A 24,592-nucleotide genomic window follows, 5' to 3' on the forward strand; every position below is an offset into this window, starting at 1 on the left:
CTGTCGGATGTCGCGCTACTCCTTCGTCATTCGGGAAGAGGAGTAAGAGATGCTTTATGCAATCCTTTGTTATGCCAATGAAGAAACCGTGTTCTCCTGGACCAAGGAGGAAGAGGACGCCGTGATGGCGAAGCTCTACGCCGTCCAGGCACCCCTTGCCGAACGCGGCAAGCTTGGTCCGGTCGGCCGGCTGATGCCGACGACGGCGGCGACCACCGTGCGCAAGGGCAAAGAGGAACCGCTCGTTCTCGACGGTCCCTTCGCGGAAACGAAGGAAGCGCTCCTCGGCTTTTACGTGGTTGATTTCGACACTCTCGAGGAGGCCGTCGCCTTCTCCAAGGAGCTTTCCGCAGTCAATCCGGGTTCGACCTCTTACGAAATTCGGCCGTTCTACGTGTTCCGGCCGGGAGATTCTTCGACATGACAGACATTGCCTGGATCGACGTGACGCTTGCTTCGGCCCGGCCGAAGGCGCTTGGCGCGCTGCTCAGATACTTCCGCGACCTCGATATTGCGGAGGAGGCCTTTCAGGAGGCCTGCCTGCGCGCCATCCGCACCTGGCCGGACAAGGGGCCGCCGCGCGATCCGACGGCATGGCTGATCTTCGTCGGCCGCAACAGCGGTATCGACGCGGTGCGCAAGCGCTCGAAGACGCAGGCGCTTCCGGATGAGGAACTGATCTCGGACACCAGTGACGCTGAAAGCGATATCGCCGAACGGCTTGATGATTCCAACTATCGTGACGATATCCTGCGACTGCTGTTCATCTGCTGCCATCCGGATCTGCCGGCTACGCAACAGATCGCACTGGCGCTCCGCATCGTCTCCGGACTTACCGTGCAGCAGATCGCCCGTGCCTTCCTCGTTGGCGAAAGCGCCATGGAGCAACGGATCACGCGGGCCAAGGCGCGCGTTGCCAAGGCCGGTGTGCCCTTCGAGACGCCGGATGCGCAAGAGCGCGCCGAGCGACTCTCGATCGTCAGCACGATGATCTACCTCATCTTCAACGAGGGCTACAGCCAAGCCGATCCGAAGCACGAGGCCTGCGCCTTCAGCGACGAGGCGATCCGGCTTGCACGGCTTCTGCTGCGCATTTTCCCCAGCGAGCCGGAGCTGATGGGTCTGTTGGCGCTGATGCTGCTGCAGATCTCACGGCGCCAGGCCCGCTTCAACGGTGAAAACGACATCGTGTTGCTCGAGGATCAGGATCGTTCGCTATGGAACCGCGAGCTCATCAACGAAGCCCTGGCGTTGCTCGACAAGGCGATCCGTCATCGCCAGCCCGGGCCCTACCAGCTGCAAGCGGCCATTGCCGCGCTGCATTCGCGCGCCAAGCGTGCCGAAGATACGGATTGGGAGGAAATCGAGCTGCTCTACCGGGCGCTTGAGCGTGTTCAGCCGTCGCCCGTGATTACGCTCAACCGCGCCGTTGCCGTCTCCAAGCTTAAAGGGCCAGAGGAGGCGTTGGCCCTTGTCGAAACGCTTGGCGAAAAGCTCGATGGTTATTTCTACTATCACGGTTTGCGTGGCGGCCTGCTGAAGCAACTCGGCCGCGCCCGTGAGGCGCACGAGGCATTTGATCGCGCCATCGCGCTGGCTCACTCGGCAGCCGAGGCCGCCCACATCCGCCAGCAGATAGACAGCCTCGTTCATTCCGCCGCTCAGCCGATCGCGAAATAATTTTCAAAAAGATCCTGTCCGGTTGTCGGAACCAGAAAACCTCCCACGTCCTTGTAACAACCTGATCGAAAACAGGTTTCGTTCAACAGGAGAATGCTGAAATGACCGAGGAAGCTCAACACGAACTGGTTCTCGTGCGTGAATTCGATGCCCCGCGCGAGAAAATTTTCAAAGCCTGGACCGATCCTGTTCTGATGAAGGAATGGTTTGTGCCACGTCCCTGGAGCATTGCTGACGCGCAGATCGATGCACGACCGGGCGGCTCGAACCTCATCGTCATGCGCAGCCCCGAGGGCCAGGAGTTCCCCAACCGCGGCGTCTATCTCGAAATCGTCGAAAACGAGAAAATCGTCTTTACCGACGCCTTTACCAGTTCCTGGGTACCGTCCGAAAAGCCGTTCTTCGTCGGCATCATCCTGTTGGAGGACCTGGGCAACGGGCGGACGAAATACACCGCCAAGGCGAGACACTGGACTGCAGCCGACAAGGAGCAGCACGAGCAGATGGGCTTCCATGAGGGCTGGGGCAAATGCGCCGATCAGCTTGCTGAGCTGCTTCCGAGAATCTGAAATCGGAATCGAAACAGGGGGATCGAGGTATGTCTGCAATTGTTGATTCAAGCACCCAGCTTCCGCGCTGGCAGACCGTCACCGGCACAGTCATGAGCGGCCTGATCGTTGCCTTCCTGGTTTTGGACGGCGCGATCAAGCTGGTGCCGATCGCGCCGGTCACGGAGACGATGACTGCGCTTGGCTATTCGGGAGATCCGATGCTTGCCCGCGGCCTCGGGATCGTGACGCTTCTATGCGCGCTGCTTTACGCCATTCCACGAACGTCGGTGCTAGGCGCGATCCTGCTCACCGGTTTGCTCGGCGGCGCAATCGCCACACATCTGCGTGTTGGGAGCCCGATCTTCTCGCACCTGCTGTTCGGCGTCTATCTCGGGCTGATTGCCTGGGGCGGCCTGTATCTCAGGTGCGAGGCCGTTCGAAAAATGATTCCGTTCAAGCTCTGAAGTCATTGATTTCAGGATAGAATTTCGCCGCGATGCCAAGTTGCGGCGATGCTGCTTATCGATATTCTCGAACGATCGGTTCCAGAATTTGTATTTGCGCTGAGGCTGCTCCATCCTTATCTCCATCTGTAGATTCAACGGGATGCGAGCCATGGAACTAGGCCTCTACACCTTTGCCGACGTGAACCCGACTCCGAGCCGAAGCAAGGGTGAGGAAGGCGCAGAACGACTGAAGCATCTGCTCGAGGAGATCGAGCTCGCCGATCAGGTCGGGCTCGATGTCTTCGGCTTGGGCGAGCATCACCGGCCGGACTATGCGGCTTCGGCGCCCGCAGTCGCTTTGGCTGCCGCTGCCGTGAAAACCAAGCGCATTCGGCTGACCAGCGCCGTGACCGTGTTGAGCTCGGACGATCCGGTTCGGGTCTTCCAGCAGTTTGCGACACTCGATCTGCTGTCGAACGGTCGCGCCGAGATCATGGCCGGGCGAGGTTCGTTCATCGAGTCCTTCCCGCTCTTTGGCTACAATCTGGAGGATTACGATCAGCTGTTCGAGGAAAAGCTCGACTTGCTGATGGCGCTCCGCGATCAGGAAGCCGTCACCTGGTCAGGCGAACTGCGTGCGCCGATCAATGGGCGTGGTGTCTATCCTCGCCCACTGCAGGACCCGCTGCCTTTGTGGGTCGCGGTCGGCGGCACGCCGCAATCGGTTGCTCGCGCCGGCGCCATGGGCTTGCCGGTAGCGTTGGCGATCATCGGAGGCGAGCCACGCCGTTTCGCGCCGTTGTTCGATCTCTACCGCGAGGCCGCTCGACGGGCAGGGCAGGAGGCATCGAAGCTCAAGACCAGCATCAACGTCCATGGCTTCATCGCGGACACAACGGATGCCGCCGCCGATCAGTTCTATGGTCCGCAGGCCGAGGTCATGAACCGGATCGGCCGCGAGCGCGGGTGGGGGCCAACGAACCGGGCGCACTTCGACATGTCGCGCGGGCCGAACGGCGCGCTCTTCGTGGGCGAGCCGGAACTGGTGGCCGAGAAGATCATCGCGCATCATCGGCTGTTCAACAACGACCGCTTTCTGCTGCAGATGGCGATCGGCCTGATGCCTCACGATCAGATCATGCGCGGCATCGAACTGTACGGCACGAAAGTCGCGCCGATCGTCAGAAAGGCATTGACTGAAAGCGACGAAGAGGCGAAAGCCACGGCCTGAAATTGGAGCATGATGCCGTAAAGGATGAGTTGGATTCCGAGCGTCGTCGTGCTCTCATCCTGATCGAGTGCCGGTCGACCGGCCGCAGAAGGCCGGATAGTCATTCATGATCATCGAAAGCGAAGACGAACTCCTCAAGCTGAAGGAAATCGGCCGGATCTGCGCCAATGCCTTGCAGGTGATGAGCACTTCGCTCGAACCGGGCATTACGACGCTGGAGCTTGATCAGATCGGCCGCAAGGTGCTTGAGGACGCCGGCGCGCGTTCGGCGCCCGAACTTTGCTACCAGTTTCCCGGTGCAACCTGCATCAGCGTCAACGAGGAAATCGCCCACGGCATTCCGGGTCCGCGCGTTATTCGACCGGGAGACTTGGTCAACATCGACGTATCTGCCGAGAAGGACGGGTTCTTTTCCGACACCGGCGCGTCGTTCAGCCTGCTGCCACACAAGTCGAAGATCGAAAAGCTCTGCCGTGACGGCAAGAGGGCGCTGTGGGTTGGCCTCAATCAGGTGAAACCGGGCGAACCGCTCGCCAAGATCGGCCAGGCGGTCGGTGCCTTTGCGCTGAAAAATCGCTATACGCTCGTCGCCAATCTGGCGAGCCACGGGATCGGCCGTTCGCTGCACGAAGAGCCGGCTGAGCTCTCGACCTGGCCGGATCCGTCCGAGAAGCGGATGATTACGGAAGGCCTTGTCTTCACGGTCGAGCCGTTCCTCTCGCTTGGCGCGACATGGGCGGAGGGAGGCGACGACGCCTGGACACTCTACGCTGACCCGGAGGCTCCGACCGTGCAATACGAGCACACGGTCGTCGCCACGCGAAATGGTCCACTGATCCTGACGCTGCCGGAGGGCGGCGCCTGAGGCTTCATTCGCCCGAACGTCCGCCGGTAAGAATTTCGCCGGCAGCGCGCTCCAGAATGCCGGCAATGCGTTTGGCCTCGTCCTTCGACCAGGGATAGCGCAGCCGGAGCGCCGATTTGAGCAGCATACGGGCTGCTGCGACCTCGCTCTTGTCTTCAGGGAAGGCGTCATCGTCCCGATCGCCGTTGCGGCTTTCCGGGTCGAAGATCTTGCGCACATGCGCCATCTTCGCGCCGATCTTCTCGAGCTTTCCAAGCGTCATGTCGATCATCGACTGGTTTTCTTCGACAAGCCTGCGGCCGCTTTCCGTGATGCGGTAGAGCTTCTTGGTGCCTTCGCTCTCCACGTCGGCAAGGCCGGTTTCTTCCAGGTAGGTCAACGCAGGATAGATCACGCCGGGGCTTGGAACATAGAAGCCGCCCGAGCGCTCTTCCAGGAGCTTGATCAACTCGTAGCCGTGGCGGGGCTGCTCCACCAGCAGTGCCAGGATCACCAGTTGCAGATCGCCTGACGCAAACTTCCTTCCCATGCGAAAACCGCCGCCACCCATCATTCCGCCTCTAAAACCTCTCATAGGTCACTCCTTTGATGTATCGTTCACTATGTCGTAAAACATATATCTTACGATAATTGCTTTCAAGAGCTCGGAGATGATTTCGTACGATTGATCGTTTGATCAGAAATTCTTGATTGTCGGCGCCATGCTGCGGCGCGATAAGCATGCCATGTTGGCACGCAATGAAAACCTTCCCGAAAACCTCTTTCGAACCGGACTGGCAGGGGCGATCGCCATGGCTGCCGCGATGGGCTTCGGCCGTTTTTCCTACACCCCGATCCTGCCGAGCATGATCAGCGGCGTGCCGCTGTCCGCTGCCGATGCCGGCTTCATCGCTTCGGCGAATTTCGTCGGCTATCTCGTCGGCGCGGTTCTCGCCGCCTATGGCTGGGCGACAGGACGCGAGCGCAAGGTCGCGCTTCTTGCGCTTGTGGCAACGGCGTTGCTGCTTGCCGCCATGGCGATGACGACATCGGTCATGGGTTTTGCAGTCATTCGCTTCCTCGCCGGTGTTGCGAGTGCCTTTGCTCTTGTCTTTAGCTCGCAGATCGTGCTCAGCCACGGAGCAATGGCCGGAAACGACCATGTCCAGGCGGCGCATTTCGGCGGTCCGGGCGCCGGCATCGCGCTCTCGTCGGTGATGGTGTTGCTGGTCGGACTGCTGTTTAGCGGAAGCGCAGACGCTTGGCGGGCATCCTGGATCGGCGGCGCGATCTATTCGGCGGTCAGCCTGGTGGCAGTCTGGTGGCTATTGCCGACAGGCCCGGCGGCGGCCGCGCAGACCGGCAAGGAGCCGAAGATCGCCTGGAGCCTGCCGATGATACTCGTGACGGCGTCTTATGGGCTCTTTGGGTTCGGATATGTGATCACCGGCACGTTTCTGGTTACGATCGCCCGCATGGATGCTGCCGGACCGATCATTGAATTTCTTTGCTGGTTCATCGCCGGACTGACTGCTTCGGCGGCGCTTTTCGCCTGGAAGCCCTTCGTCCGCCCGCTCGGGTTGGGGTGGGTCTACGTGGCTGCGCTCCTCATCGAGGCAGTTGGTGTGCTCGCGACCGTTCTCTTGCCGCATTCGGTGGCGCCGCTGATCGGTGGTGCGCTGTTTGGTGCAACTTTCCTCGCGATCACTGCTTATGGCCTGCAGATCGGCCGCAAGCTATCCCCGGCGAGCCCGCGCAGGATCCTTGCGACGATGACAGCCGCATTTGGCGTCGGGCAGATTGTCGGCCCCATTGTCGCAGGCTGGATGGCGGAGCGGACCGGAAGTTTCACGACGCCGACATATGCCGCCGCGGGGGCTTTGCTGGTGTGCGCAATGCTGGTGATACCGGTCGTCAAGAAGCTGTCATAGCGCGTTACAAGTGCGTAACAATGGGGAGAGGCCATTGCCGCTCTTCGCGAACTGCCGTAGTTTTCGCCGCAATTGGTCTGTTTAGAGACTCCGAAGACTCCAGTTCAGGAAAGCAAGCTCTCCCGTGTTCGTATCGTATTTCCCCAAGCCCAGGCTCTTCTTTATCTCAGCTGTTGCTTGGGCGCTTCTTGCCGTTCTCTTTTGGTATTTCGTGGGATCCGGCCTCGGCGCCATCGTTGGCTTGCCGCCGCTGGCGGCGGGCGAGGAATCTCCGATCGGTGTCTCGGTCTTCTGGTCGGCGCCGTTCCTTTGGTTCTACATCTACTACACGGTGGCCGTCGCGCTCTTTGCCGCTTTCTGGTTTACCTACAGCCCGCATCGCTGGCAGATGTGGTCGGTGCTGGGTTCGGCGCTGATCATCTTCAACACGTATTTTTCGGTTCAGGTCAGCGTCGCGATCAACGCATGGTACGGGCCGTTCTATGACCTGATCCAGCAGGCGCTCGCGAAGACGGCACCTGTCACCGCGTCGCAGCTCTATCTCGGCATGCTTGGCTTTGCCGGCATTGCCTTCGTGGCGATCACCGTTGGCGTGCTCAATCTGTTCTTTGTCAGCCACTGGATCTTCCGCTGGCGCACGGCGATGAACGAATACTACATGGCGCATTGGCCGAAGCTCCGGCACATCGAAGGCGCTTCGCAGCGCGTTCAGGAAGACACGATGCGCTTCTCCTCAACGGTGGAAAGCCTTGGCGTCAGCCTGGTCAGCTCGGTCATGACGCTGATTGCCTTCCTGCCGGTGCTGTTCAAGATTGGCACCAACATCACGGAACTGCCGCTGATCGGCGAAGTGCCGCACGCGCTGGTCTGGGCCGCACTGTTCTGGTCGATCTTCGGGACGGTTTTCCTTGGTCTGGTCGGTATCAAGCTGCCTGGCCTGGAGTTCCGAAATCAGCGCGTGGAAGCGTCCTACCGCAAGGAGCTTGTCTACGGCGAAGACCATGCTGACCGCGCGACGCCGCCGACCGTGGCTGAGCTTTTCGCCAACGTCCGCCGCAACTATTTCCGGCTCTATTTCCACTACATGTATTTCAACGTCGCCCGCATTTTCTACCTGCAGGCCGACAATCTGTTCAGCCTGATCGTGCTGGTGCCATCGATCGTCGCCGGCAAGCTGACGCTCGGCCTGATGACGCAGATCAACAATGTCTTTGATCAGGTTCGCGGATCCTTCCAGTATCTGGTCAATTCGTGGACGACGATCGTCGAACTGTTGTCGATCTACAAGCGCTTGCGCACCTTCGAGTCGGCGATCGAAGGCGAGCCGTTGCCTGATATCGACCAGCGCTATCTGGAGCGCGAGGCGGGCATCATCCACGCCGACGGCTAGTGCCGCCGGCTGGAGAGGCCGACCCTTGGCCATCGCCATGTTCTGGCGATGGCTTTCACGGCGACTTTGAGCGGCGGTTAGTCACTTGCCCGACGAGTCGAACTGAGACCTTCTGCGTGCGATGGGTTTCGCCTACGCGAACCGCATCGCGGTTCTGGCCCGGGCTTTTGCGGCGACTTCCTCGCGATCACGAGGAGGTTGGGACGTTTCCAGTGAATTGAGCAGTTCTTGGGCGCATTTCGTGATCGAATTGACTGCGCGCTCGAACGCGGCCTCGTTGCGTTTCGATGGCTTGGTCGTTCCGCTCAATTTCCGCACAAACTGAAGCGCCGCATCATGGATCTCTTCATCTGTGGCAGGCGGATCGAAATTGAACAGGGGTTTGATGTTCCGGCACATGATCTGCTCCTGGTCTGCTTCTCGCTGCCACTGAGAAGAGTGGCGTCGCTAAAAAGTAGTCGCGCCGGCGCTAATTGCAAACGCACCAGAGACGAGCAACCGTGCACCGCAGGGCAGCAGGAGCAGGTCGCACTTCGGTACTGGTGGATACGACCCAGCGAAAACACGCGTTCAATTGGCGCGATGTTGCCCACCCTGGGCAAAGGCGAGCGAACGGCAACGCTCGCCTAAAGACCCGAGGTTTGCGTCTGCTCCTTCAGCTTGCCGCGCGCCTCGATGATCGGGATCGCCTCGGAATAGCTGACACAGGAGACGTCCGGACGGTGGCAGACATCGCTGACAAGTCGGTCGAGCGCGCGCCAGTAGGCGCCGCCGTTCATCTCGACGAAATGGAAACCGAGCTGCAGCGGAATGCGGTTGCCGGTGTATTGTTTGTCGAAGGCTTCCTTGAAGGCGGCGTAGGAGCGGTCTTCGAATGCCTTCGAGTCGGCCTTGTCCTCGGTGCCATTGGAGTGGCGGACGAAGAGATTGTAGTCCATGCCGATGATCGGCTTCTCGCGGGGGCCCTCAGGAATGAGAGGTAGGCCGAAGCGGACGATGCCGGCTTCTTCGACCGGCATGGCGGGACCCTTGGTCACGAGGCTTGCGTCATAGGTGAAGCCGGCCTTCTTCTCCGCAGCGATCATGTCGGCGCCCGGCGTTGCCGAGAGGTAAGGGGCGCGGAAGCCGTGGATGCCATGATCGACCAGATCTTGCCAGCCTTTCGGCTCTTCGAGGTCGACGCTTTTCCAGGCGTTCCGCAGCGTGGCGTGGAAAGTTGCGAACTCCTTACGCCAGTCGGCTTCGCTCCACTGCCGCCCGTCGAAATGGCCACAGGCATGGCTCGAAATATCGTGGCCCTCAAGATGGGCATGCCAGATATTGCCCAGCCGCTCGCGGATCTCGTCGTCGCTCTGGGCAAAGCCGACGTTGGATTTGCCCATTTTCTGATGCGGCGCCTGATAGGCTTTCTTAGCGGCCTGGTTCATCAGGAAGGTGCAGGAGAGGAAATAGGTGAAATGCGCACCGTTCTTTGCCGCCATTTCACGGCTCTTCTGCCAGAGGGCGTTATCGTGCGCGCCGTCAAACGAGATGATCACCAGCTGCTTTGGCTGATCGCCGGCACTCGCCACGCTTGGGACAAACAAGGAAAGGGCGAGGGAGGCTTTAAAAAGGGAGCGAAACATGGGCACCGCGACAATTTGTTTGCGGCTTTCCTGTTACAGAAATGCGGCGAAGCTGCGGTGGTGCTGGCGTTTTTCTGTCAGCCCAGCTAAGTCTCGGAAAACGCACAGGAGATCGTCATGGCATTGCTCATCGTCGGCATCATTATTTTCCTCGGGCTTCATCTTATCCGTGTGATCGCCCCCGGCCTTCGTCAGTCCATGATCGACAGGCTCGGCGAGAACGGTTGGAAGGGCGTCTATTCAGTCCTCAGTATCCTATCGCTCATCCTGTTGATCTACGGCTTCGGTCACGCCCGTCAGGTGACCGGCGTGCTCTACACCCCACCGGTCTGGATGGCGCATATCGCCGTTACGCTGATGCTGATCGCCCTTATCTGTCTAGTTGCCTCGCTGCTGCCGGCGGGGCGTATCGCGGTGAAGACGAAGCATCCGATGGTCCTGTCGGTGAAGATCTGGGCCTTCGCGCATCTCCTGGCCAACGGTGAGACCTCATCAGTGTTGCTGTTTGCGGCCTTTCTTGCATGGGGCGTCATCCTGCGCATTGCGCTGAAAAGGCGCGAACGCGCTGGCGAACTCACCCTTCGTCCCTTCGTCTCGGGGAAGTACGATCTCTATGCTGCGATCATCGGTGTGGTTGTCTGGGCGCTCATCACGTTCAAGCTGCACGAGCTGTTGATCGGTGTAGCCCCGATCGCTATGTGACGAATCTTTTCAATCCCCCTTACAACTGCTGAAAAATGGGGTAGAAGGCCCCACAATGTGCGTGCAACCCGCATGCCGAAGCATATCCGCGGCCGGAGACGAGAATGGCATTCAACGACGACAGCTTCATTCGTGAAGTCAATGAGGAACTGCGTTCCGACCAGGTGAAGGGCGCATGGCGCCGGTTTGGTCGTTACCTGATTGCGCTCGCCGTCCTGATCGTGCTCGGTACCATCGGCTACAAGGTCTACGAATACTGGGACGATAACCAGTCCTCCGGCACGGGTGACAAGTTCATCGCCGCGATGAAGCTTGCCGACGAGAACAAGAACGACGAGGCGCTGGCCGCGCTCGAGACGTTGGAAAAGGAAGGACATGGTGCCTATCCGATCCTTGCCCGCCTGCGTGCCGCAAGCGTTCTGGCCCAGAAGGGCGACACGGCTGGCGCCGTTGCTGCCTTCGATTTGATCGGCAAGGACAACGCTGCTCCGGCAGCCGTACGCGATGCCGCCAAGATGCGCGCCGGATGGCTGCTGATTGAAAGCGGCACCTACGACCAGGTTTCCGCACATGTCGAGGAAATGGCTGTTCCCGGTAATGCCTTCCGTCACTCCGCCCGCGAAGCGCTCGGCCTTGCCGCCTACAAGGCTGGCAACATGGCGCAGGCTCGCCAATGGTACCAGGCAATTGCCGACGATGCGCAGAGCCCGCGCAATGTTGCCAATCGTGCCCAGATGATGCTTGATAACATCACCGCATCCGGCAAGGCGCCCGCCGCACAGGGCTGAATGTAAGGAATTTCAATGAGCTTCACGGTCGCCATTGTCGGTCGCCCGAATGTCGGCAAGTCGACGCTTTTCAACCGGTTGGTTGGAAAGAAGCTGGCGCTTGTCGATGACACGCCGGGCGTTACCCGCGACCGCCGCCCGGGCGAAGCACGGCTCGTCGACCTGCGTTTCACCATCGTTGATACGGCTGGTCTTGAAGAGGCCCATGAAGAGAGCCTGCAGGGTCGCATGCGCGCCCAGACGGAAGCTGCGATCGACGAGGCGGACCTTTCTTTGTTCGTGGTCGATGCCAAGACCGGGCTGACGCCTGTCGACACGGCGCTTGCCGAAATGTTGCGCCGCCGTGGCAAGCCCGTGGTTCTCGTGGCCAACAAGTCGGAAGCCCGTGGCTCGGACGCCGGGTTTTACGACGCCTATTCGCTCGGTCTTGGTGAACCGACTCCGATCTCGGCCGAACACGGGCAGGGCATGCTCGACCTTAGGGATGCGATCGTTGCCGCCCTTGGTGAAGACCGCGCATTTCCGCCTAAGGAAGATGTCGCCGTCACCGACGTCGATATCCCTCAGCCGACCGATGAGGAAGGCGAGGAAGAGGAAGAACCGGTATATGACGACACGAAGCCGCTGCGCGTGGCGATCGTCGGTCGCCCGAACGCCGGTAAGTCGACGCTGATCAATCGCTTCCTCGGTGAAGACCGACTGCTGACGGGGCCGGAAGCCGGCATCACGCGCGATTCCATCTCCGTTGAATGGGACTGGCGCGGCCGCACCATCAAGATGTTCGATACGGCAGGCATGCGCCGCAAGGCGAAGGTGATCGAGAAGCTCGAAAAGCTCTCGGTGGCCGATACGCTACGTGCCATCCGTTTTGCTGAGCTCGTCGTCATCGTCTTCGATGCGACGATCCCGTTCGAGAAGCAGGATCTGCACATCGTCGATCTCGTGCTCCGTGAGGGCCGTGCTGCCGTGCTCGCCTTCAACAAGTGGGACATGATCGAGGAGCCGCAGGCTGTTCTCGCGGACCTGCGCGAGAAGACCGACCGCTTGCTGCCGCAGGCGCGCGGGATTCGTGCCGTGCCGATCTCCGGCCAGACCGGCCGTGGTCTCGACAAGCTGATGCAGTCTATCATCGATACGGATAAGGTCTGGAACAAGCGCATCTCGACTGCCCGCCTCAATCGCTGGCTGGAGCAGCAGCAGGTTCAGCATCCGCCACCAGCAGTCTCCGGTCGCCGAATCAAGCTCAAGTATATGACGCAGGTGAAGGCCCGTCCGCCGGCGTTCATGATCTCCTGCACACGCTCCGACGCGCTGCCGGAATCGTACACCCGCTATTTGATCAACGGTCTGCGCAACGATTTCGACATGCCGAGCGTGCCGATCCGGATTCACTATCGTTCTCCGGACAATCCGTACGAGTCGAAGAAAAAGCGGTCCTGATAGGTCCGCTGCTCCTTATTTTGAGTGACGCGTCAGCGTGTCGCGCAATACGATCACGTCTGCCGCCAACCGTTTCAAGTCAGCAAATTCCCGGCCCGATGCATCGAGGATGCAGCCGGGAATGGATGCTGCGCGTCTTTTGAGTTCGCGACCCTCCTTCGTCAACCGGATGATGACTACACGCTCGTCGTCCTTGCCGCGCTCGCGTTTGACGTAGCCGGCCGTTTCCAAACGCTTCAGGAGAGGGGTGAGGGTGCTCGATTCAAGGTGAAGCTTCTCGCTGATGTCGCCGACTGTCTGGTTGTCTTCTTTCCATAGGGTGACCATTGCCAGGTACTGCGGGTATGTGAGGTCCAGCGCATCAAGCAGTGGCTTGTAGACCCGATTCATCGCGTGATTTGCGGTGTAGAGGGCGAAGCACATAAAATCATCTAGGTTCAGATCGTCGCTCATATCCAATTCTCCGAAAGCGCGACAACATATATCGCGCAATAAACAATCGCAACCAATCTTTCTGCATGAGAGCTATGCCTATTTATATCGTGCGATAAATAATCGTGCAATATATAGATGATGTGCCAACGACGAACCGCAACCGAAAAGGACAGGACAATGTCGACCGCAAAGACCGCACTCTCCGCAGCAGCCATCCTCGCAGCAACCACTTTGGGTGCCGCTGCCGATCCGGTATTGGAAGCGACAACCCAGAAGTTCATCGATGCGCTCGCTGGCTCCAAGCCGATCTATGCGCTGTCTCCTTCCGACGCCCGCAATGTCCTTGCCGGGGCGCAGAAGGGTGACGTCAAGAAGCTTGCCGCCAAGGAAGAGAACCTGACGATCAAGGCCGGACCGACCGGCAGCATCAAGCTGCGCGTCGTTCGTCCAGAAGGCGTGAAGGGCAAGCTTCCTGTCGTCATGTATTTCCACGGCGGCGGCTGGGTGCTTGGAGATGCCGATACGCATGACCGTCTCGTTCGCGAGATCGCCAATGGCGCCAAGGCCACTGTTGTCTTTGTCGACTATGAGCGCTCGCCGGAGGCTCGCTATCCGATCGCGATCGAGCAGGCCTACGCCGCAACGAAATACGTCACCGAACACCAGAAGGAATTCAATGTCGACGCCACCCGCCTGGCGGTGGCCGGCGACAGCGTCGGCGGCAACATGACCGCGGTGGTCACCCTGCTTGCCAAGGAGCGCGGCGGTCCTGCAATCGCTCAGCAGGTCATGTTCTATCCCGTGACCGATGCTAACTTCGAGACCGGCTCCTACAATCAGTTCGCCAACGGTCCTTGGCTAACGAAGGAAGCGATGAAGTGGTTCTGGAATGCGTATCTCCCCGATGAAGCCAAGCGCAGGGAGCCGACTGCTTCCCCACTCCAGGCTTCACTCGATCAGCTGAACGGGTTGCCTCCGGCATTGATCATCACTGACGAGAATGACGTGCTGCGAGACGAAGGCGAAGCCTATGGCCGCAAATTAAGTCAGGCGGGCGTGAAGGTGACCTCGATCCGCTACAACGGCACGATCCACGACTTCGTGCTTCTGAACGCCATTGCCGAGACGCCCGCTGTGCGCAGCGCAATCTCCGTTGCCAGCCAGACGCTCCGCGACGCGCTCAGCAAATAACCGGTTCAGGTTCCTGACGAGACGGGCCCGGCGGCATCGCCGGGCTTTTTCGTTCTTGGCAGCGACTTGGCAGCAAATTGCCAGGCCTTCTTCCACTTCGGCGTAATGACGCCGTTGGCGGCGCGGATGTTGTTGATGAACTGTGTCGTCGCCGCTTCCCAGGAATATTGAAGCGCGAGTTCGCGTGCCTTCTCGCGCGACGCAGAAAGCGCCGTTAGGCATGCCGTTTTCAGGTCGTCGTCGAGTGCTCCGACGTCGTTGTCGTCCGCGATGATGTCGAGCGGGCCGGTGACAGGGTAGGCGGCGACGGGAACGCCTGACGCGAGGGCCTCGAGGATCGTATTTCCGAACGTATCCGTCAGCGAGGGGAAGACGAAGACATCCGCCTGGGCGTAGGCCTTTGCCAGGTCCTCGCCGACCTTCAGACCGGTGAAGTGGACATCCGGATAGCGCTTCTCGAGTTCGGCGCGAGCCGGTCCGTCACCGACAACGACTTTCGATCCGGGCAGGGCGAGGTCGAGGAAGGCCGGCAGGTTCTTTTCCAAGGCAACGCGGCCGACTGTCATGAAGATCGGGCGGGCAAGGCCAAACGGCGCGTCGTCCAGCGGCATGGGGCGGAAATGATCCGCATCGATGCCGCGGCTCCATGGCATGAGGTTTCGAATGCCCTTGTCGGAGAGCTCGCGCGCGAGGCTTGGGGTTGCGACCATGCAACCGGCGCCGGAATTGTGGAACCAACGGACGAACGCATAAAGCCAGCTCTTCGGTATGGGCAGACGGGCTGAAACATATTCCGGAAAGCGGGTGTGGTAACTGGTCGAAAAGGGCATGCGGTTCTTCAGGCACCAGCGCCGCGCCGTCAGCCCCAAAGGACCCTCCGTTGCGATATGAACGTAGGAGGGCATGTGTTTTCTGATCTCGCGCGCGACGCGGCGGTAGCTGGCGATCGAAAGACGAATTTCGGGGTAGGTGGGGCAGGGCACGCTGTGAAAGCCCTGCGGCGTCACCATTGCCACATCAATGCCCATTTTCGCCAGTTCGCGATTGGTGTTCTCGATCGAACGGACGACGCCGTTGACCTGCGGATGCCAGGCATCGCTGACAATGACCAGCCGTTCCGCCACCCCCAGCCGAGATGCGTCCCGGCCTTCGTTGCCCCCAACATCCGACATATGTTGCAGCACGCCCCAATTCCATCCAAGCCGCGCCCGCGGGGGCGCCGACCAAACTCCCGGCAGACCCGGGGACTCGATTCCCGCGCTTCACATTCTGGCGACCGTCGATGATGGAAATATTACAGTTGCGCTACACCGATCGTCCGGTGTTGCTCAGGCGTGGTTGATACCAAGTTTTTCCCAGGCAACGAGGGCCCCATGTTCGCTGACGACGCGTGCGGCAACCTTTGCAGCAAATGCGGCGGCGACGGGCGCGTCCTTGGTCTCGAGGTAGCGGGCGAGAAATGCGCCGTTGAAGCTGTCGCCAGCGCTGGTCGTGTCGACGACCTGCTCGACCTTCTCAGCCGGGACGAATCTCTCCACGCCGTCGAAGCTCAACGTTGCTCCTTCTGCGCCGTTCTTGACCACCACGTCCGTCGCGCCGAGGGTGCGATAGCGCTGGATCGTTGCTGCAATCGAAACGTCGCCGAAGTGCGTTGCCTCGTCATCAAAACTCGGCAGCACCAGGGAAGAGGCACGCGCACCTTCGCTAATCGTCGCATGCATCACGTCATAGCCCGACCAGAGCCGCGGGCGGATATTGGGATCGAAGGCCACGATCTTGCCGGCGGCCTTGGCGCGGCGGAGTTCGGCGAGCAGGGTGTCGGCGTCGTTGCGAGACAGGATCGCAAGTGTGATGCCGGAGAAGTAGACAACGTCGCTGGCCTCGATCGCCTCGCGAAGGAGTTCCGCGTCGGCTGCGAGCTGGCGGGCGGCGGAGTTGTCGCGCCAGTAACTAAAGGAGCGCTCGCCATCCTTGAGGCTGATCATGTAGAGACCCGGCGCCTTGCCCTTGATGCGCCTGATAAATTCCGTGCCGATGCCAGCCTGCTTGTAGAAGGCGATCATCTCATCGGACATGGCTTCGTCGCCGAGCGCGGTAAAATACTCGACCGACCAATCCGCCGGCAGGCAGGCGCGGGCGTACCAGGCTGTATTCAGCGTGTCGCCGGCAAAGCCCTTGCGCAGCAAGCCGGCGCCTGCATGCGAAAGCTCTACCATGCATTCACCGATCGATAGAAAACGCCCGCTCACAGAAAGCCTCCCTGAATTTTCCCGCTTTCGCTGATACGCGTAGAGGCTGTTCCTGACAAGCCACGAGCGGCATGTGGCTGCGACTCTAGGCCGGATTGTTGACCCTATCTGCAGCGCGCATAGTGGCACTCGCGCAGTTACGGGGACACACGCTTGCAGACGATCTCAGGCCCTCTGATTGGTATTTCGCTGGTTGCGGCGCTATCGCTTTCAACCGGTCTCGCTTCCGCACACGGAGGCGGAGGCAAGCGAAAGTGGGATTGTCAGACACTCGCCTTGCAGGAACGAAACACGGTGGGCGGTAAGCTGCCTAGCAAGGACATCAAGCACCGCGAAAAGCTAAAGCGCAAAATGCAGAAGCTGGGATGTTCGACTGATTTCGGCTGAAGGTTGTTTTTTGTCCCGCCCGCTTTAGTGTTGGCATCATCGAACGAAGGTAGGAGATAGACGGCTGATGTCGGTTGCGGGCAAAACAGCGGACTGGTGGCGAGGTGCGGTTATCTATCAGGTCTATCCACGATCCTTTCAGGATACGAACGGAGATGGCCTCGGAGACCTGAAGGGCATTACCCGGAGATTGCCCCATATCGCCAGCCTCGGCGTAGACGCCATCTGGCTGTCGCCATTCTTCAAGTCACCGATGGCCGATATGGGCTATGACGTTTCCGACTATTGCGATGTCGATCCGATCTTCGGAACGCTCGATGATTTCGACGAGATGATGGCGGCGGCTCACCGGCTCGGCATCAAGATCATCATCGACCAAGTGATATCGCACACGTCCGATGTTCATCCCTGGTTCGTCGAAAGCCGCTCAAGCCGAAGCAATCCCAAGGCCGACTGGTATGTCTGGGCAGATCCGAAGCCAGATGGCACGGCACCCAACAACTGGCTCTCGATCTTCGGCGGGCCTGGATGGGAATGGGATGGCGTACGCCGGCAATATTACCAGCACAACTTCCTGACCTCGCAGCCGGATCTGAACTTCCACAATCCACAGGTTCAGGATGCCGTGCTCGCCACCGTGAAGTTCTGGCTCGACCGTGGCGTCGATGGCTTCCGCCTTGATACAGTGAACTACTACTTCTGCGATAAGCTTCTTCGCGACAATCCCCCGCATGCGCCCGACGAGAGCGATGCCGGCCTTGATGCGCCTGACACAAACCCCTACGGCATGCAGAACCACCTCTATGACAAGACGCAGCCGGAGAATATCGGCTTCCTCCAGCGTTTCCGAGCCTTGCTCGACCGCTACGAGGCGCGCGCGACAGTTGGCGAGGTCGGCGACGGTGCGCGCTCGTTGAAGACGGTGGCTGCCTATACCGCCGGCGGCGACAAGCTGAACATGTGCTACACCTTCGACCTGCTCGGACCGGAGTTTACCGCTACCCATATCCGCAGTTGCGTCGATGCCTTCCAGAAGTCGGTTGCCGATGGCTGGGTCTGCTGGGCCTTCTCGAACCATGACGTCAACCGTCATGTGAGCCGCTTCGCAAAGACCCCGGAGGAGCGGCCAGTCGTTGCCAAGCTCGCCATGTCGGTGCTGGCGACGCTGCGCGGCTCGATCTGCCTCTATCAAGGCGAGGAACTTGGTCTTCCGGAGGCCGAGTTGGCCTTCGAGGATTTACGTGATCCCTACGGTATCCGCTTCTGGCCGGCCTTCAAGGGACGCGACGGATGCCGCACGCCGATGCCCTGGGAGGCTGCGAAGGCGCACGCAGCCTTTACCACAGCCGAAAAGTCCTGGCTGCCGGTGCCTTATGAGCAGGCGGCACTGTCCGTCGATACCCAGGAGAGCGATCCGCATTCCGTTCTGAACCACTACCGGCAGACGCTCGAATTCCGGAAAGGCCATCCGGCATTGCTTGATGGCGCAATGGAATTCATTGGAACCAATCAGGATCTTCTCGCCTTCACGCGCACCAAGGGAAGCGAGACGCTGCTCTTTGTCTTCAACCTGACGCGCAAGCCAGCACAGTTCATTCCGCCGGCGGGAATGGTGATAGGAGAACGGTTGGCTATGCCGGGCTTTGCGGCGGGAGCGGCAACCGGCCCAATCAAGCTTGTCGCGCTCGACGCGTTCTGTGCGCGGGTGGCTGGCTAGACGTCAGCCGATCAGTGCAAACTTGTCGACATCGACCATTCCGCGATCCGAGATCTTCAGGTGCGGAATGACCGGGAGCGGCAGGAAGGCCACCTGCAGGAAGGGTTCCTCAAGCGTCGTGCCGAGCGCGTAGGCGGCCTTGCGTAGATGGTGGAGCGTGTCGCGCACCGTCTCGTAGGGCTCGAGGCTCATCAGGCCGGCAATGGGCAGGGCGATCTCGCCGGTGACCTTGCCATCCTCCACAACCACGAAGCCGCCGTTGATTTCGCCGAGGCGATTGGCGGCGAGCGCCATGTCGTCCTCGCTGACGCCGACGACGCAGATGTTGTGGCTGTCATGGCCGACGGTGGAGGCAATCGCACCCTTCTTCAGGCCGAAGCCCTGGACGAAGCCGTTGGCATGGTTGCCGTTCTTGCCGTGCCTTTCGATCACGGCGACCTTGATGATGTCGTTGCCGAGATCGACGTCGGTCTGGTTGCCTTTCACCGGTAGCCGGTAGCGGCGGTGTTCGGTGATGATCTTGCCGGGAGTGACACCGATGACAGGCGTTTCGCCATCGGCCACAGGAACGCCGAAGTGGGCGGCGTTCACGGGCCGGGCCTTGACGCTGTCGAGGCCGACCGGCTCCACCGGCTTGCGCGTGCCGAAGAGCTCTGTGGTCACCTGACGACCGGCAGCAAAGACGAGATCGGCGCGGCAGTTTTCGAGGCTGTCTATGACAACGAGGTCTGCGCGCCAGCCGGGGGCGACGAGGCCGCGATCGCGCAGGCCGAAGGCGCGGGCGGCCGAGATGGACGCGGCGCGGTAGACGGCAAGCGGCTCCACGCCGCTCTTGATCGCGGTACGGATCATGTAATCGAGATGCCCTTGTTCGGCGATATCGAGTGGGTTGCGATCATCGGTGCAAAGCGCGAGGTAGGGTGACAGGCGTTCCGTGATGATGGGCATCAGGGCTGCGAGATCTTTCGACACGGAGCCCTCGCGCACGAGGATGTGCATGCCCTTGCGAATCTTTTCCAGCGCTTCGGCAGCGGTCGTACATTCGTGCTCGGTGCGGATACCGGCGGCGAGGTAGCCGTTGAGGTCGTTGCCCGAGAGCAGGGGCGCGTGACCATCGATGTGCTGGCCCTGAAAGGCATCGAGCTTCGCCATGCAGATCGGATCCTTGTGGATCACGCCGGGGAAATTCATGAACTCGGCGAGACCGATCGCCTTCGGGTGGTGACGGAAGGGAAGGAGGCGCTCGATCGGAAGGTCAGCGCCCGATGTCTCCAGATGCGTCGCAGGCACGCAGGAGGAGAGCTGGACACGGATGTCCATGATCGTTTCGAGGGATGAATCGAGGAAATACTGAATGCCTTCGGTGCCGAGAACATTGGCGATCTCGTGCGGGTCGCAGATGACTGTCGTTACGCCATAGGGCAGGACGCAGCGGTCGAATTCGTGTGGCGTCACCAGCGACGACTCGATGTGGAGATGCGTATCGATGAAGCCCGGCACCACGATCTTGCCCGAGATATCGATCTCAGTTTCGCCATCGTAGTTGCCACACGTGCCGACGATACGATCCTGGGCGATCGCGACATCCGATGTCACCAGTTCGCCGGTCACGAGGTCGAAGAAGCGTCCGCCTTTCAGAACGATGTCGGCGGGCAGGCGGCCCGTTCCCTGGTCGATAAGGCGTTCAAGCTTGGCAGTCATGGCATCCTCGTGCTGGCGTTTCACCAGTTATAGCCCATGTGTCTAACAAAGCGAGATCGGCTTTGGCGGCCGGTCCACAAACGAAAACCGGGCGCCCCAGAGGGACGCCCGGCGACCGAAATCGGGAGATCGAAGGCTTATTCGGCCGGAACGATCTTGCCAGCTTCCCACTTGTAGAGCGCGAAGCTCTGCGAGGTCAGGTCGCCGGTTTCGCCGTAGGTCAGCTTGCCGATTGCCGTCGGGATCGCTTCGCCGCCCTTCAGCGCCTTGGCGACTGCTTCCGAATCTTCAGCGCTACCGGCCTTCTCGATACCCGCCTTCAGGACTTCGACTGCGGCGTAGGCGTTGAGCGTGAAGGCTTCGGCCGGGATGCCCTTGGCCTTAAGTGCGTCCGCAGCTGCCTGCGAGTCCGGGCTCTTCGTTGCGTCCATGGCATTGGTGAAGACCGTGCCGCCGGCTGCTTCGGTGCCGATGTTCCAGAACTCGCTGTTCGAGAGGCCGTCGCCGCCGATGATGACGGCCTTGACGGAGAGGTCATGCAGCTGACGGGCCAGCAGGCCGCCTTCCGGGTGATAGCCGCCGAAATAGACAACATCGACGTTCTCGGCCTTCAGACGGGTGGTCAGAGCGCTGAAGTCCTTGTCGCCAGGGCTCAGCGAGTCGTCGAGCACTTCCTTGATACCACCGGCGTTCAGGGTTGCCTTGAACGAGTCTGCCAGACCCTTACCGTAAGCGCCCTTGTCGTTGATGATCGCGACGCGCTTGTCCTTGAAGTTCTTCAGAACGTAATTGGCGGCGACTTCAGCCTGCTGGTCGTCGCGACCGCAGGTGCGCAGAACGTTGGCGAGACCACGCTTGGTGAGATCGGGAGCCGTTGCCGTCGGGGTCACCATCAGCACGCCGTTTTCGGCGAGAACGTCAGAAGCCGGGATGGCGACGCCCGAGGTGACCGGGCCAACGACGAAGCGGATGCCGTCGCCGACGAGCTGGTTTGCGGCGGAAACGCCCTGCTTCGGTTCGCCGGCATCGTCGGCGTATTTGAGGATGACTTTTTCGCCGAGGATGCCGCCCTTCTTGTTGATCTCGTCAACAGCAGCCTGCGCGCCATTCTTCACCTGGTCGCCATAGGCGGCAACCGGACCGGTCAGCGGCGCGATGAGGCCAATGGTGATATCTGCATGGGCGAGCGGCGCAAAGGCAAGCGAGGCGACAAGGGCCGCCGACAAAGTCTTCAGACTCATTTTCTTTCTCCTTGGGTGGGTTTTCAAACCCGCGATTAAGTACCGCAGCAGTGTGCCCAGATCGTACAACAGCCCTTGCGGGTTGCGCCAAGAGACGATGAGCAGCCGCACGGCCGAAGCATCCGCCTGCCATGTTTGGCTTCGGCGAGTGCACAGCAAGTTTCTTAGGAATTTACCGCGGATTTCGCAAGAAGATAAAGAAATGGGGCCCGTTTTTGCCTGATCTGGCAAAAACGGGCCCCAAAGCGCATCGATCAGATGTTGTTTTGAAGAATTTCGCGGAGCTTTCCGAAGAGTTCGTCGATGTGGTGCTTTTCGATGATCAGTGGCGGCGAGAGCGCGATGATGTCACCGGTGGTGCGGATCAACAGGCCCTTCTCATAGGCCTTCAGGAAGGCGGTGAAGGCGCGCTTGGTGGGCTCGCCGGCGATCGGATCAAGTTCGATGGCGCCGATCAGGCCGGTGTTCCGGATGTCGATGACATTCGGGCAATCCTTCAAGGAGTGCAGTCCGTCGGCCCAGTAGTCCGCGAGCTCCGCGGCGCGGGTCAGCAGCCCTTCTTCCTTGTAGGTGTCGAGCGTGCCGAGAGCTGCCGCGCAGGCGATCGGGTTGCCGGAATAAGTGTAGCCGTGGAAGAACTCGATCATGTGTTCTGGACCACTCATGAACGCGTCATGGATCTCCGACGTCACGAAAACCGCGCCCATCGGGATGACGCCGTTAGTCAGGCCCTTTGCGGTGGTGATCATGTCAGGCTTGACGTCGTAGTATTGGGCGGCGAACGGGGCACCGAGGCGGCCGAAGCCGGTGATGACTTCGTCGAAGATCAACAGGATGCCGTGCTTGGTGCAGATTTCGCGAAGCTTCTGCAGGTAGCCCTTCGGCGGGATCAGGACGCCGGTCGAGCCGGCGATCGGTTCGACGATGACGGCAGCGATCGTCGACGCATCGTGCAGGGTGACGATGCGCTCGAGTTCCGTCGCGAGGTCGCCGCCATGCTCCGGCTGGCCGCGGGTAAAGGCGTTCTTGCCCGGCTGATGCGTGTGGGGCAGGTGATCGACACCGGTCAGCAGGGTACCGAACATCTTGCGGTTGGAAACGATGCCGCCGACGGAGATGCCGCCGAAGTTGACGCCGTGATAGCCGCGCTCGCGGCCGATGAGACGGAACCGGGAACCGTTACCCTTCACCCGATGGTAGGCGAGGGCGACCTTAAGAGCCGTTTCGACTGATTCAGATCCCGAATTGGTGTAGAGAACGTGATCCATCCCTTCGGGCGCAATGTCGACGAGGCGGTTCGCCAGCTCGAAGGCCTTCGGATGACCGAGCTGGAAGGCCGGCGCGTAATCGAGTTCGCCAGCCTGTTCGCGGATCGCCTCGGTGATCTTCGGCCGGCAGTGGCCGGCATTGACGCACCAGAGGCCTGCGGTGCCGTCGAGCACCTGGCGGCCGTCGTGGGTCTGGTAGTACATGTCCTTCGCGCCGACAAAGAGACGCGGCTCCTTCTTGAACTGTCGGTTCGCGGTGAAGGGCATCCAAAAGGCCCGGAGGTCGTTTGGCGTGGTATTGAGGCGGTTGGACATGCTGTTCTCCATGGCCGTTTCGGAGGCCGTTCCCGTTATTGGCTGAGGCGGTTTTTTTACTGCCCGGTCAAATTATCAGCGCTTGTCCGGGCGTCAAGCGGCTGCCGTTGCCGGCGGGCGCTCGCGCCGGCTGGCGCGGTGCAAAAAAATAGACCGGCATTGCTGCCGGTCTAAGAGTATGAACACGTACTGAAATAAGGTGCCGCACTATTCCGGATGCATCCCTCGGCAGTGGGGCTTATAGGCTGACGTTATGTCAGCGCGTCCTTACGCCGCAGACTTTGCGCGGCTTTGAACAGCATAGATGTCGGTGAGGGCTTCGAGGATCTTGAGGACCGGCTCGGAATTGCTTGAATAGTAGATCGTCTGTGCGTCGCGTCGCGTCTTGACCAGCTTCTGGGCGCGCAGCTTGGATAGGTGCTGCGACAGCGCGGACTGGCTCAAACCGACTTCTTGTGCTAGCGCGCCGACGGGGATCTCGCCCTTGACCAGGTTGCAGAGAATCAGAAGTCTCTTGGGGTTTGCCATTGCCGACAAAAGGGCAGCTGCAACGTTTGCATTGGCGGTTAAATCGATTGTGTCCATATTTTCTTCCTGGTGTGAAACTAATTTCAAAAACGCGTGTTCCCGCTCAATGCCGGACGGCGAAAACTATCAATACCGCTTCAAGATTGTATATAGCTAAATTTCAGGTATTGCGTATTTCATGTTAGATATATGTGAATAAATATCATCGACCCCCTGTGCGACGGTCTCGAACTCGCAGCGCAGAAGCAAATCACCCGAAATGAGATCGAAACCGGCGCAATCCACTCCACAAATGCGCCAATCGCCGTTGCCAGCCTTGAGGCCCGCTGCGGCTGTCGCTGCCAGATCTGGGCGCTCAGCTAGCAATTTTTGCACTATCGTGTCTGACTGAGCTGCCACGGCTTCATTGCCGGGGGATCGAATCGTCAGGTCCTCGCCTTCCAAGACATAGGCGCGACCAAAGCCGCCATTGAGGCTGGCCGACTGCGGCATGAGCCGGAAAAAACGGAAATCCGGAAAATCGATGTAGAGCTTGGCCTTGGCATGGCGATTGAGGAAGCGGCTGCGGATGCGCGCGTGGATCTCGCTGTCGCGCTCGACCGGTTCGGCTAGGCATTGGGTCGTCAGGCGGGCATAGGCGAGCGGATCGCCCTTGCCGGGCTCGCCTGTCAGAAGCGACGCGCGGCGGTCGGCGTCAAGCGCACGAGTATGCGTCGACAGGCCTGAGACGAGAATGACGGGTACGCCCTCAATGTCCGTGCCGAGGAGAACCCGGCTGGCAAAGGGAAAGCCGGTCCCGGGATCGAGAACGGCAATTGCGGCATAACGGGCGGAGCGGAGAAGCGCGCGAGCGAGCTTGCGGGCTTCTCCGTCCGTTTCCCTGAGAACGGAAGCTTGATCTTTCATGTCCACTTTCTTGGCGGAAGCGGACG

Annotated in this window: 25 protein-coding genes; 14 read left to right on the forward strand and 11 right to left on the reverse strand. The window is 60.3% G+C overall.

All coding sequences use genetic code 11. The annotated features are described in order from the left end of the window. The first annotated feature begins 49 nt into the window (after positions 1 to 49). The 6 genes from FHT77_RS07880 (at position 50) to map (ending at position 4,773) form a co-directional block, all read left to right on the forward strand. A complete protein-coding gene (locus FHT77_RS07880) occupies positions 50 to 424 on the forward strand; it encodes a YciI family protein (RefSeq protein ID WP_037132574.1) in 375 nt (124 codons plus the stop codon). Further along, positions 421 to 1,680 (forward strand): RNA polymerase sigma factor, encoded by a 1,260-nt coding sequence (locus FHT77_RS07885; protein WP_183754064.1) that lies wholly within the window; start codon positions 421 to 423, stop codon positions 1,678 to 1,680. The genes FHT77_RS07880 and FHT77_RS07885 overlap by 4 nt, the downstream gene beginning before the upstream one ends. 101 nt (positions 1,681 to 1,781) lie before the next feature. Next, positions 1,782 to 2,249 carry an SRPBCC family protein gene (locus FHT77_RS07890; protein ID WP_114713417.1) on the forward strand — a complete coding sequence of 156 codons (468 nt, stop codon included), beginning with the start codon at positions 1,782 to 1,784 and terminating at the stop codon, positions 2,247 to 2,249. Between the two features lie 29 nt (positions 2,250 to 2,278). After that, positions 2,279 to 2,695: a DoxX family protein gene (locus FHT77_RS07895; protein ID WP_183754066.1), complete on the forward strand. Its 417-nt coding sequence runs from the start codon at positions 2,279 to 2,281 to the stop codon at positions 2,693 to 2,695. 151 nt (positions 2,696 to 2,846) lie between these two features. Then, on the forward strand, positions 2,847 to 3,908 hold the full coding sequence (locus FHT77_RS07900) for an LLM class flavin-dependent oxidoreductase (protein WP_183754068.1): 1,062 nt from the start codon (positions 2,847 to 2,849) through the stop codon (positions 3,906 to 3,908). A 106-nt stretch (positions 3,909 to 4,014) separates the two neighbouring features. Continuing rightward, on the forward strand, positions 4,015 to 4,773 hold the full coding sequence (gene map, locus FHT77_RS07905; RefSeq protein ID WP_183754070.1) for a type I methionyl aminopeptidase: 759 nt from the start codon (positions 4,015 to 4,017) through the stop codon (positions 4,771 to 4,773). A gap of 4 nt (positions 4,774 to 4,777) precedes the next feature. Here the strand turns inward: map and FHT77_RS07910 are convergent, their stop codons facing one another. Beyond that, the gene (locus FHT77_RS07910) at positions 4,778 to 5,347 is read right to left on the reverse strand and encodes a PadR family transcriptional regulator (protein WP_183754072.1); all 570 of its coding nucleotides are present in this window, start codon (positions 5,345 to 5,347) and stop codon (positions 4,778 to 4,780) included. Positions 5,348 to 5,474: 127 nt separating this feature from the next. Here FHT77_RS07910 and FHT77_RS07915 point away from each other — a divergent pair, with 127 nt between their 5' ends. After that, the gene (locus tag FHT77_RS07915; protein ID WP_183754074.1) at positions 5,475 to 6,683 is read left to right on the forward strand and encodes a YbfB/YjiJ family MFS transporter; all 1,209 of its coding nucleotides are present in this window, start codon (positions 5,475 to 5,477) and stop codon (positions 6,681 to 6,683) included. A gap of 124 nt (positions 6,684 to 6,807) precedes the next feature. Next, entirely contained in the window at positions 6,808 to 8,073 is a 1,266-nt protein-coding gene (gene sbmA / locus FHT77_RS07920; protein ID WP_183754076.1) for a peptide antibiotic transporter SbmA, read from the forward strand. A gap of 132 nt (positions 8,074 to 8,205) precedes the next feature. Here the strand turns inward: sbmA and FHT77_RS07925 are convergent, their stop codons facing one another. Both FHT77_RS07925 and FHT77_RS07930 read right to left on the reverse strand, forming a co-directional pair. Next, positions 8,206 to 8,472, reverse strand: a complete 267-nt coding sequence (locus FHT77_RS07925; protein WP_114713413.1) for a DUF2277 domain-containing protein — start codon at positions 8,470 to 8,472, stop codon at positions 8,206 to 8,208. A gap of 227 nt (positions 8,473 to 8,699) precedes the next feature. Further along, positions 8,700 to 9,644: a polysaccharide deacetylase gene (locus tag FHT77_RS07930; protein ID WP_312859735.1), complete on the reverse strand. Its 945-nt coding sequence runs from the start codon at positions 9,642 to 9,644 to the stop codon at positions 8,700 to 8,702. On the opposite strand from FHT77_RS07930, the gene FHT77_RS32035 reads away from it, so the two are divergent. The 4 genes from FHT77_RS32035 (at position 9,531) to der (ending at position 12,628) form a co-directional block, all read left to right on the forward strand. Continuing rightward, positions 9,531 to 9,788: a hypothetical protein gene (locus FHT77_RS32035; RefSeq protein WP_312859738.1), complete on the forward strand. Its 258-nt coding sequence runs from the start codon at positions 9,531 to 9,533 to the stop codon at positions 9,786 to 9,788. The genes FHT77_RS07930 and FHT77_RS32035 overlap by 114 nt on opposite strands. Positions 9,789 to 9,815: 27 nt before the next feature. After that, a complete protein-coding gene (locus FHT77_RS07935) occupies positions 9,816 to 10,400 on the forward strand; it encodes an NnrU family protein (protein ID WP_183754080.1) in 585 nt (194 codons plus the stop codon). A gap of 104 nt (positions 10,401 to 10,504) precedes the next feature. Then, positions 10,505 to 11,188 (forward strand): tetratricopeptide repeat protein, encoded by a 684-nt coding sequence (locus FHT77_RS07940; RefSeq protein ID WP_183754082.1) that lies wholly within the window; start codon positions 10,505 to 10,507, stop codon positions 11,186 to 11,188. 15 nt (positions 11,189 to 11,203) lie between these two features. Then, complete coding sequence (gene der, locus FHT77_RS07945; RefSeq protein ID WP_183754084.1) at positions 11,204 to 12,628, forward strand: ribosome biogenesis GTPase Der; 1,425 nt, start codon at positions 11,204 to 11,206, stop codon at positions 12,626 to 12,628. A gap of 15 nt (positions 12,629 to 12,643) precedes the next feature. Here the strand turns inward: der and FHT77_RS07950 are convergent, their stop codons facing one another. Then, entirely contained in the window at positions 12,644 to 13,081 is a 438-nt protein-coding gene (locus FHT77_RS07950) for a MarR family winged helix-turn-helix transcriptional regulator (RefSeq protein WP_183754086.1), read from the reverse strand. 159 nt (positions 13,082 to 13,240) lie between these two features. Here FHT77_RS07950 and FHT77_RS07955 point away from each other — a divergent pair, with 159 nt between their 5' ends. Further along, entirely contained in the window at positions 13,241 to 14,254 is a 1,014-nt protein-coding gene (locus tag FHT77_RS07955; protein ID WP_183754088.1) for an alpha/beta hydrolase, read from the forward strand. Between the two features lie 5 nt (positions 14,255 to 14,259). Here FHT77_RS07955 and FHT77_RS07960 read toward each other — a convergent pair whose 3' ends face one another. Together FHT77_RS07960 and FHT77_RS07965 are read right to left on the reverse strand one after the other, a co-directional pair. Further along, positions 14,260 to 15,426, reverse strand: coding sequence for a glycosyltransferase family 1 protein (locus FHT77_RS07960; protein ID WP_183754759.1), 1,167 nt, complete (start codon positions 15,424 to 15,426; stop codon positions 14,260 to 14,262). A 156-nt stretch (positions 15,427 to 15,582) separates the two neighbouring features. Next, the gene (locus FHT77_RS07965; protein WP_183754090.1) at positions 15,583 to 16,503 is read right to left on the reverse strand and encodes a sugar kinase; all 921 of its coding nucleotides are present in this window, start codon (positions 16,501 to 16,503) and stop codon (positions 15,583 to 15,585) included. Positions 16,504 to 16,957: 454 nt separating this feature from the next. Here FHT77_RS07965 and FHT77_RS07970 point away from each other — a divergent pair, with 454 nt between their 5' ends. Further along, positions 16,958 to 18,607: an alpha-glucosidase gene (locus FHT77_RS07970; RefSeq protein ID WP_183754092.1), complete on the forward strand. Its 1,650-nt coding sequence runs from the start codon at positions 16,958 to 16,960 to the stop codon at positions 18,605 to 18,607. Positions 18,608 to 18,610: 3 nt separating this feature from the next. Here FHT77_RS07970 and ade read toward each other — a convergent pair whose 3' ends face one another. From ade to FHT77_RS07995, 5 genes are all read right to left on the reverse strand, one after another. Next, positions 18,611 to 20,308 (reverse strand): adenine deaminase, encoded by a 1,698-nt coding sequence (gene ade, locus FHT77_RS07975; protein ID WP_183754094.1) that lies wholly within the window; start codon positions 20,306 to 20,308, stop codon positions 18,611 to 18,613. Between the two features lie 137 nt (positions 20,309 to 20,445). Further along, positions 20,446 to 21,549, reverse strand: coding sequence for a branched-chain amino acid ABC transporter substrate-binding protein (locus FHT77_RS07980; RefSeq protein ID WP_183754096.1), 1,104 nt, complete (start codon positions 21,547 to 21,549; stop codon positions 20,446 to 20,448). 254 nt (positions 21,550 to 21,803) lie between these two features. Then, positions 21,804 to 23,132 carry an aspartate aminotransferase family protein gene (locus tag FHT77_RS07985; protein ID WP_183754098.1) on the reverse strand — a complete coding sequence of 443 codons (1,329 nt, stop codon included), beginning with the start codon at positions 23,130 to 23,132 and terminating at the stop codon, positions 21,804 to 21,806. Positions 23,133 to 23,399: 267 nt separating this feature from the next. Further along, positions 23,400 to 23,717 (reverse strand): ArsR/SmtB family transcription factor, encoded by a 318-nt coding sequence (locus FHT77_RS07990; protein ID WP_016554762.1) that lies wholly within the window; start codon positions 23,715 to 23,717, stop codon positions 23,400 to 23,402. A 96-nt stretch (positions 23,718 to 23,813) separates the two neighbouring features. Continuing rightward, positions 23,814 to 24,566, reverse strand: coding sequence for a HugZ family protein (locus FHT77_RS07995; protein ID WP_183754100.1), 753 nt, complete (start codon positions 24,564 to 24,566; stop codon positions 23,814 to 23,816). Positions 24,567 to 24,592: the final 26 nt, after the last annotated feature.

The organism is Rhizobium sp. BK181, from assembly GCF_014193305.1.
In the GTDB taxonomy this organism is placed as follows: Bacteria; Pseudomonadota; Alphaproteobacteria; order Rhizobiales; family Rhizobiaceae; genus Rhizobium.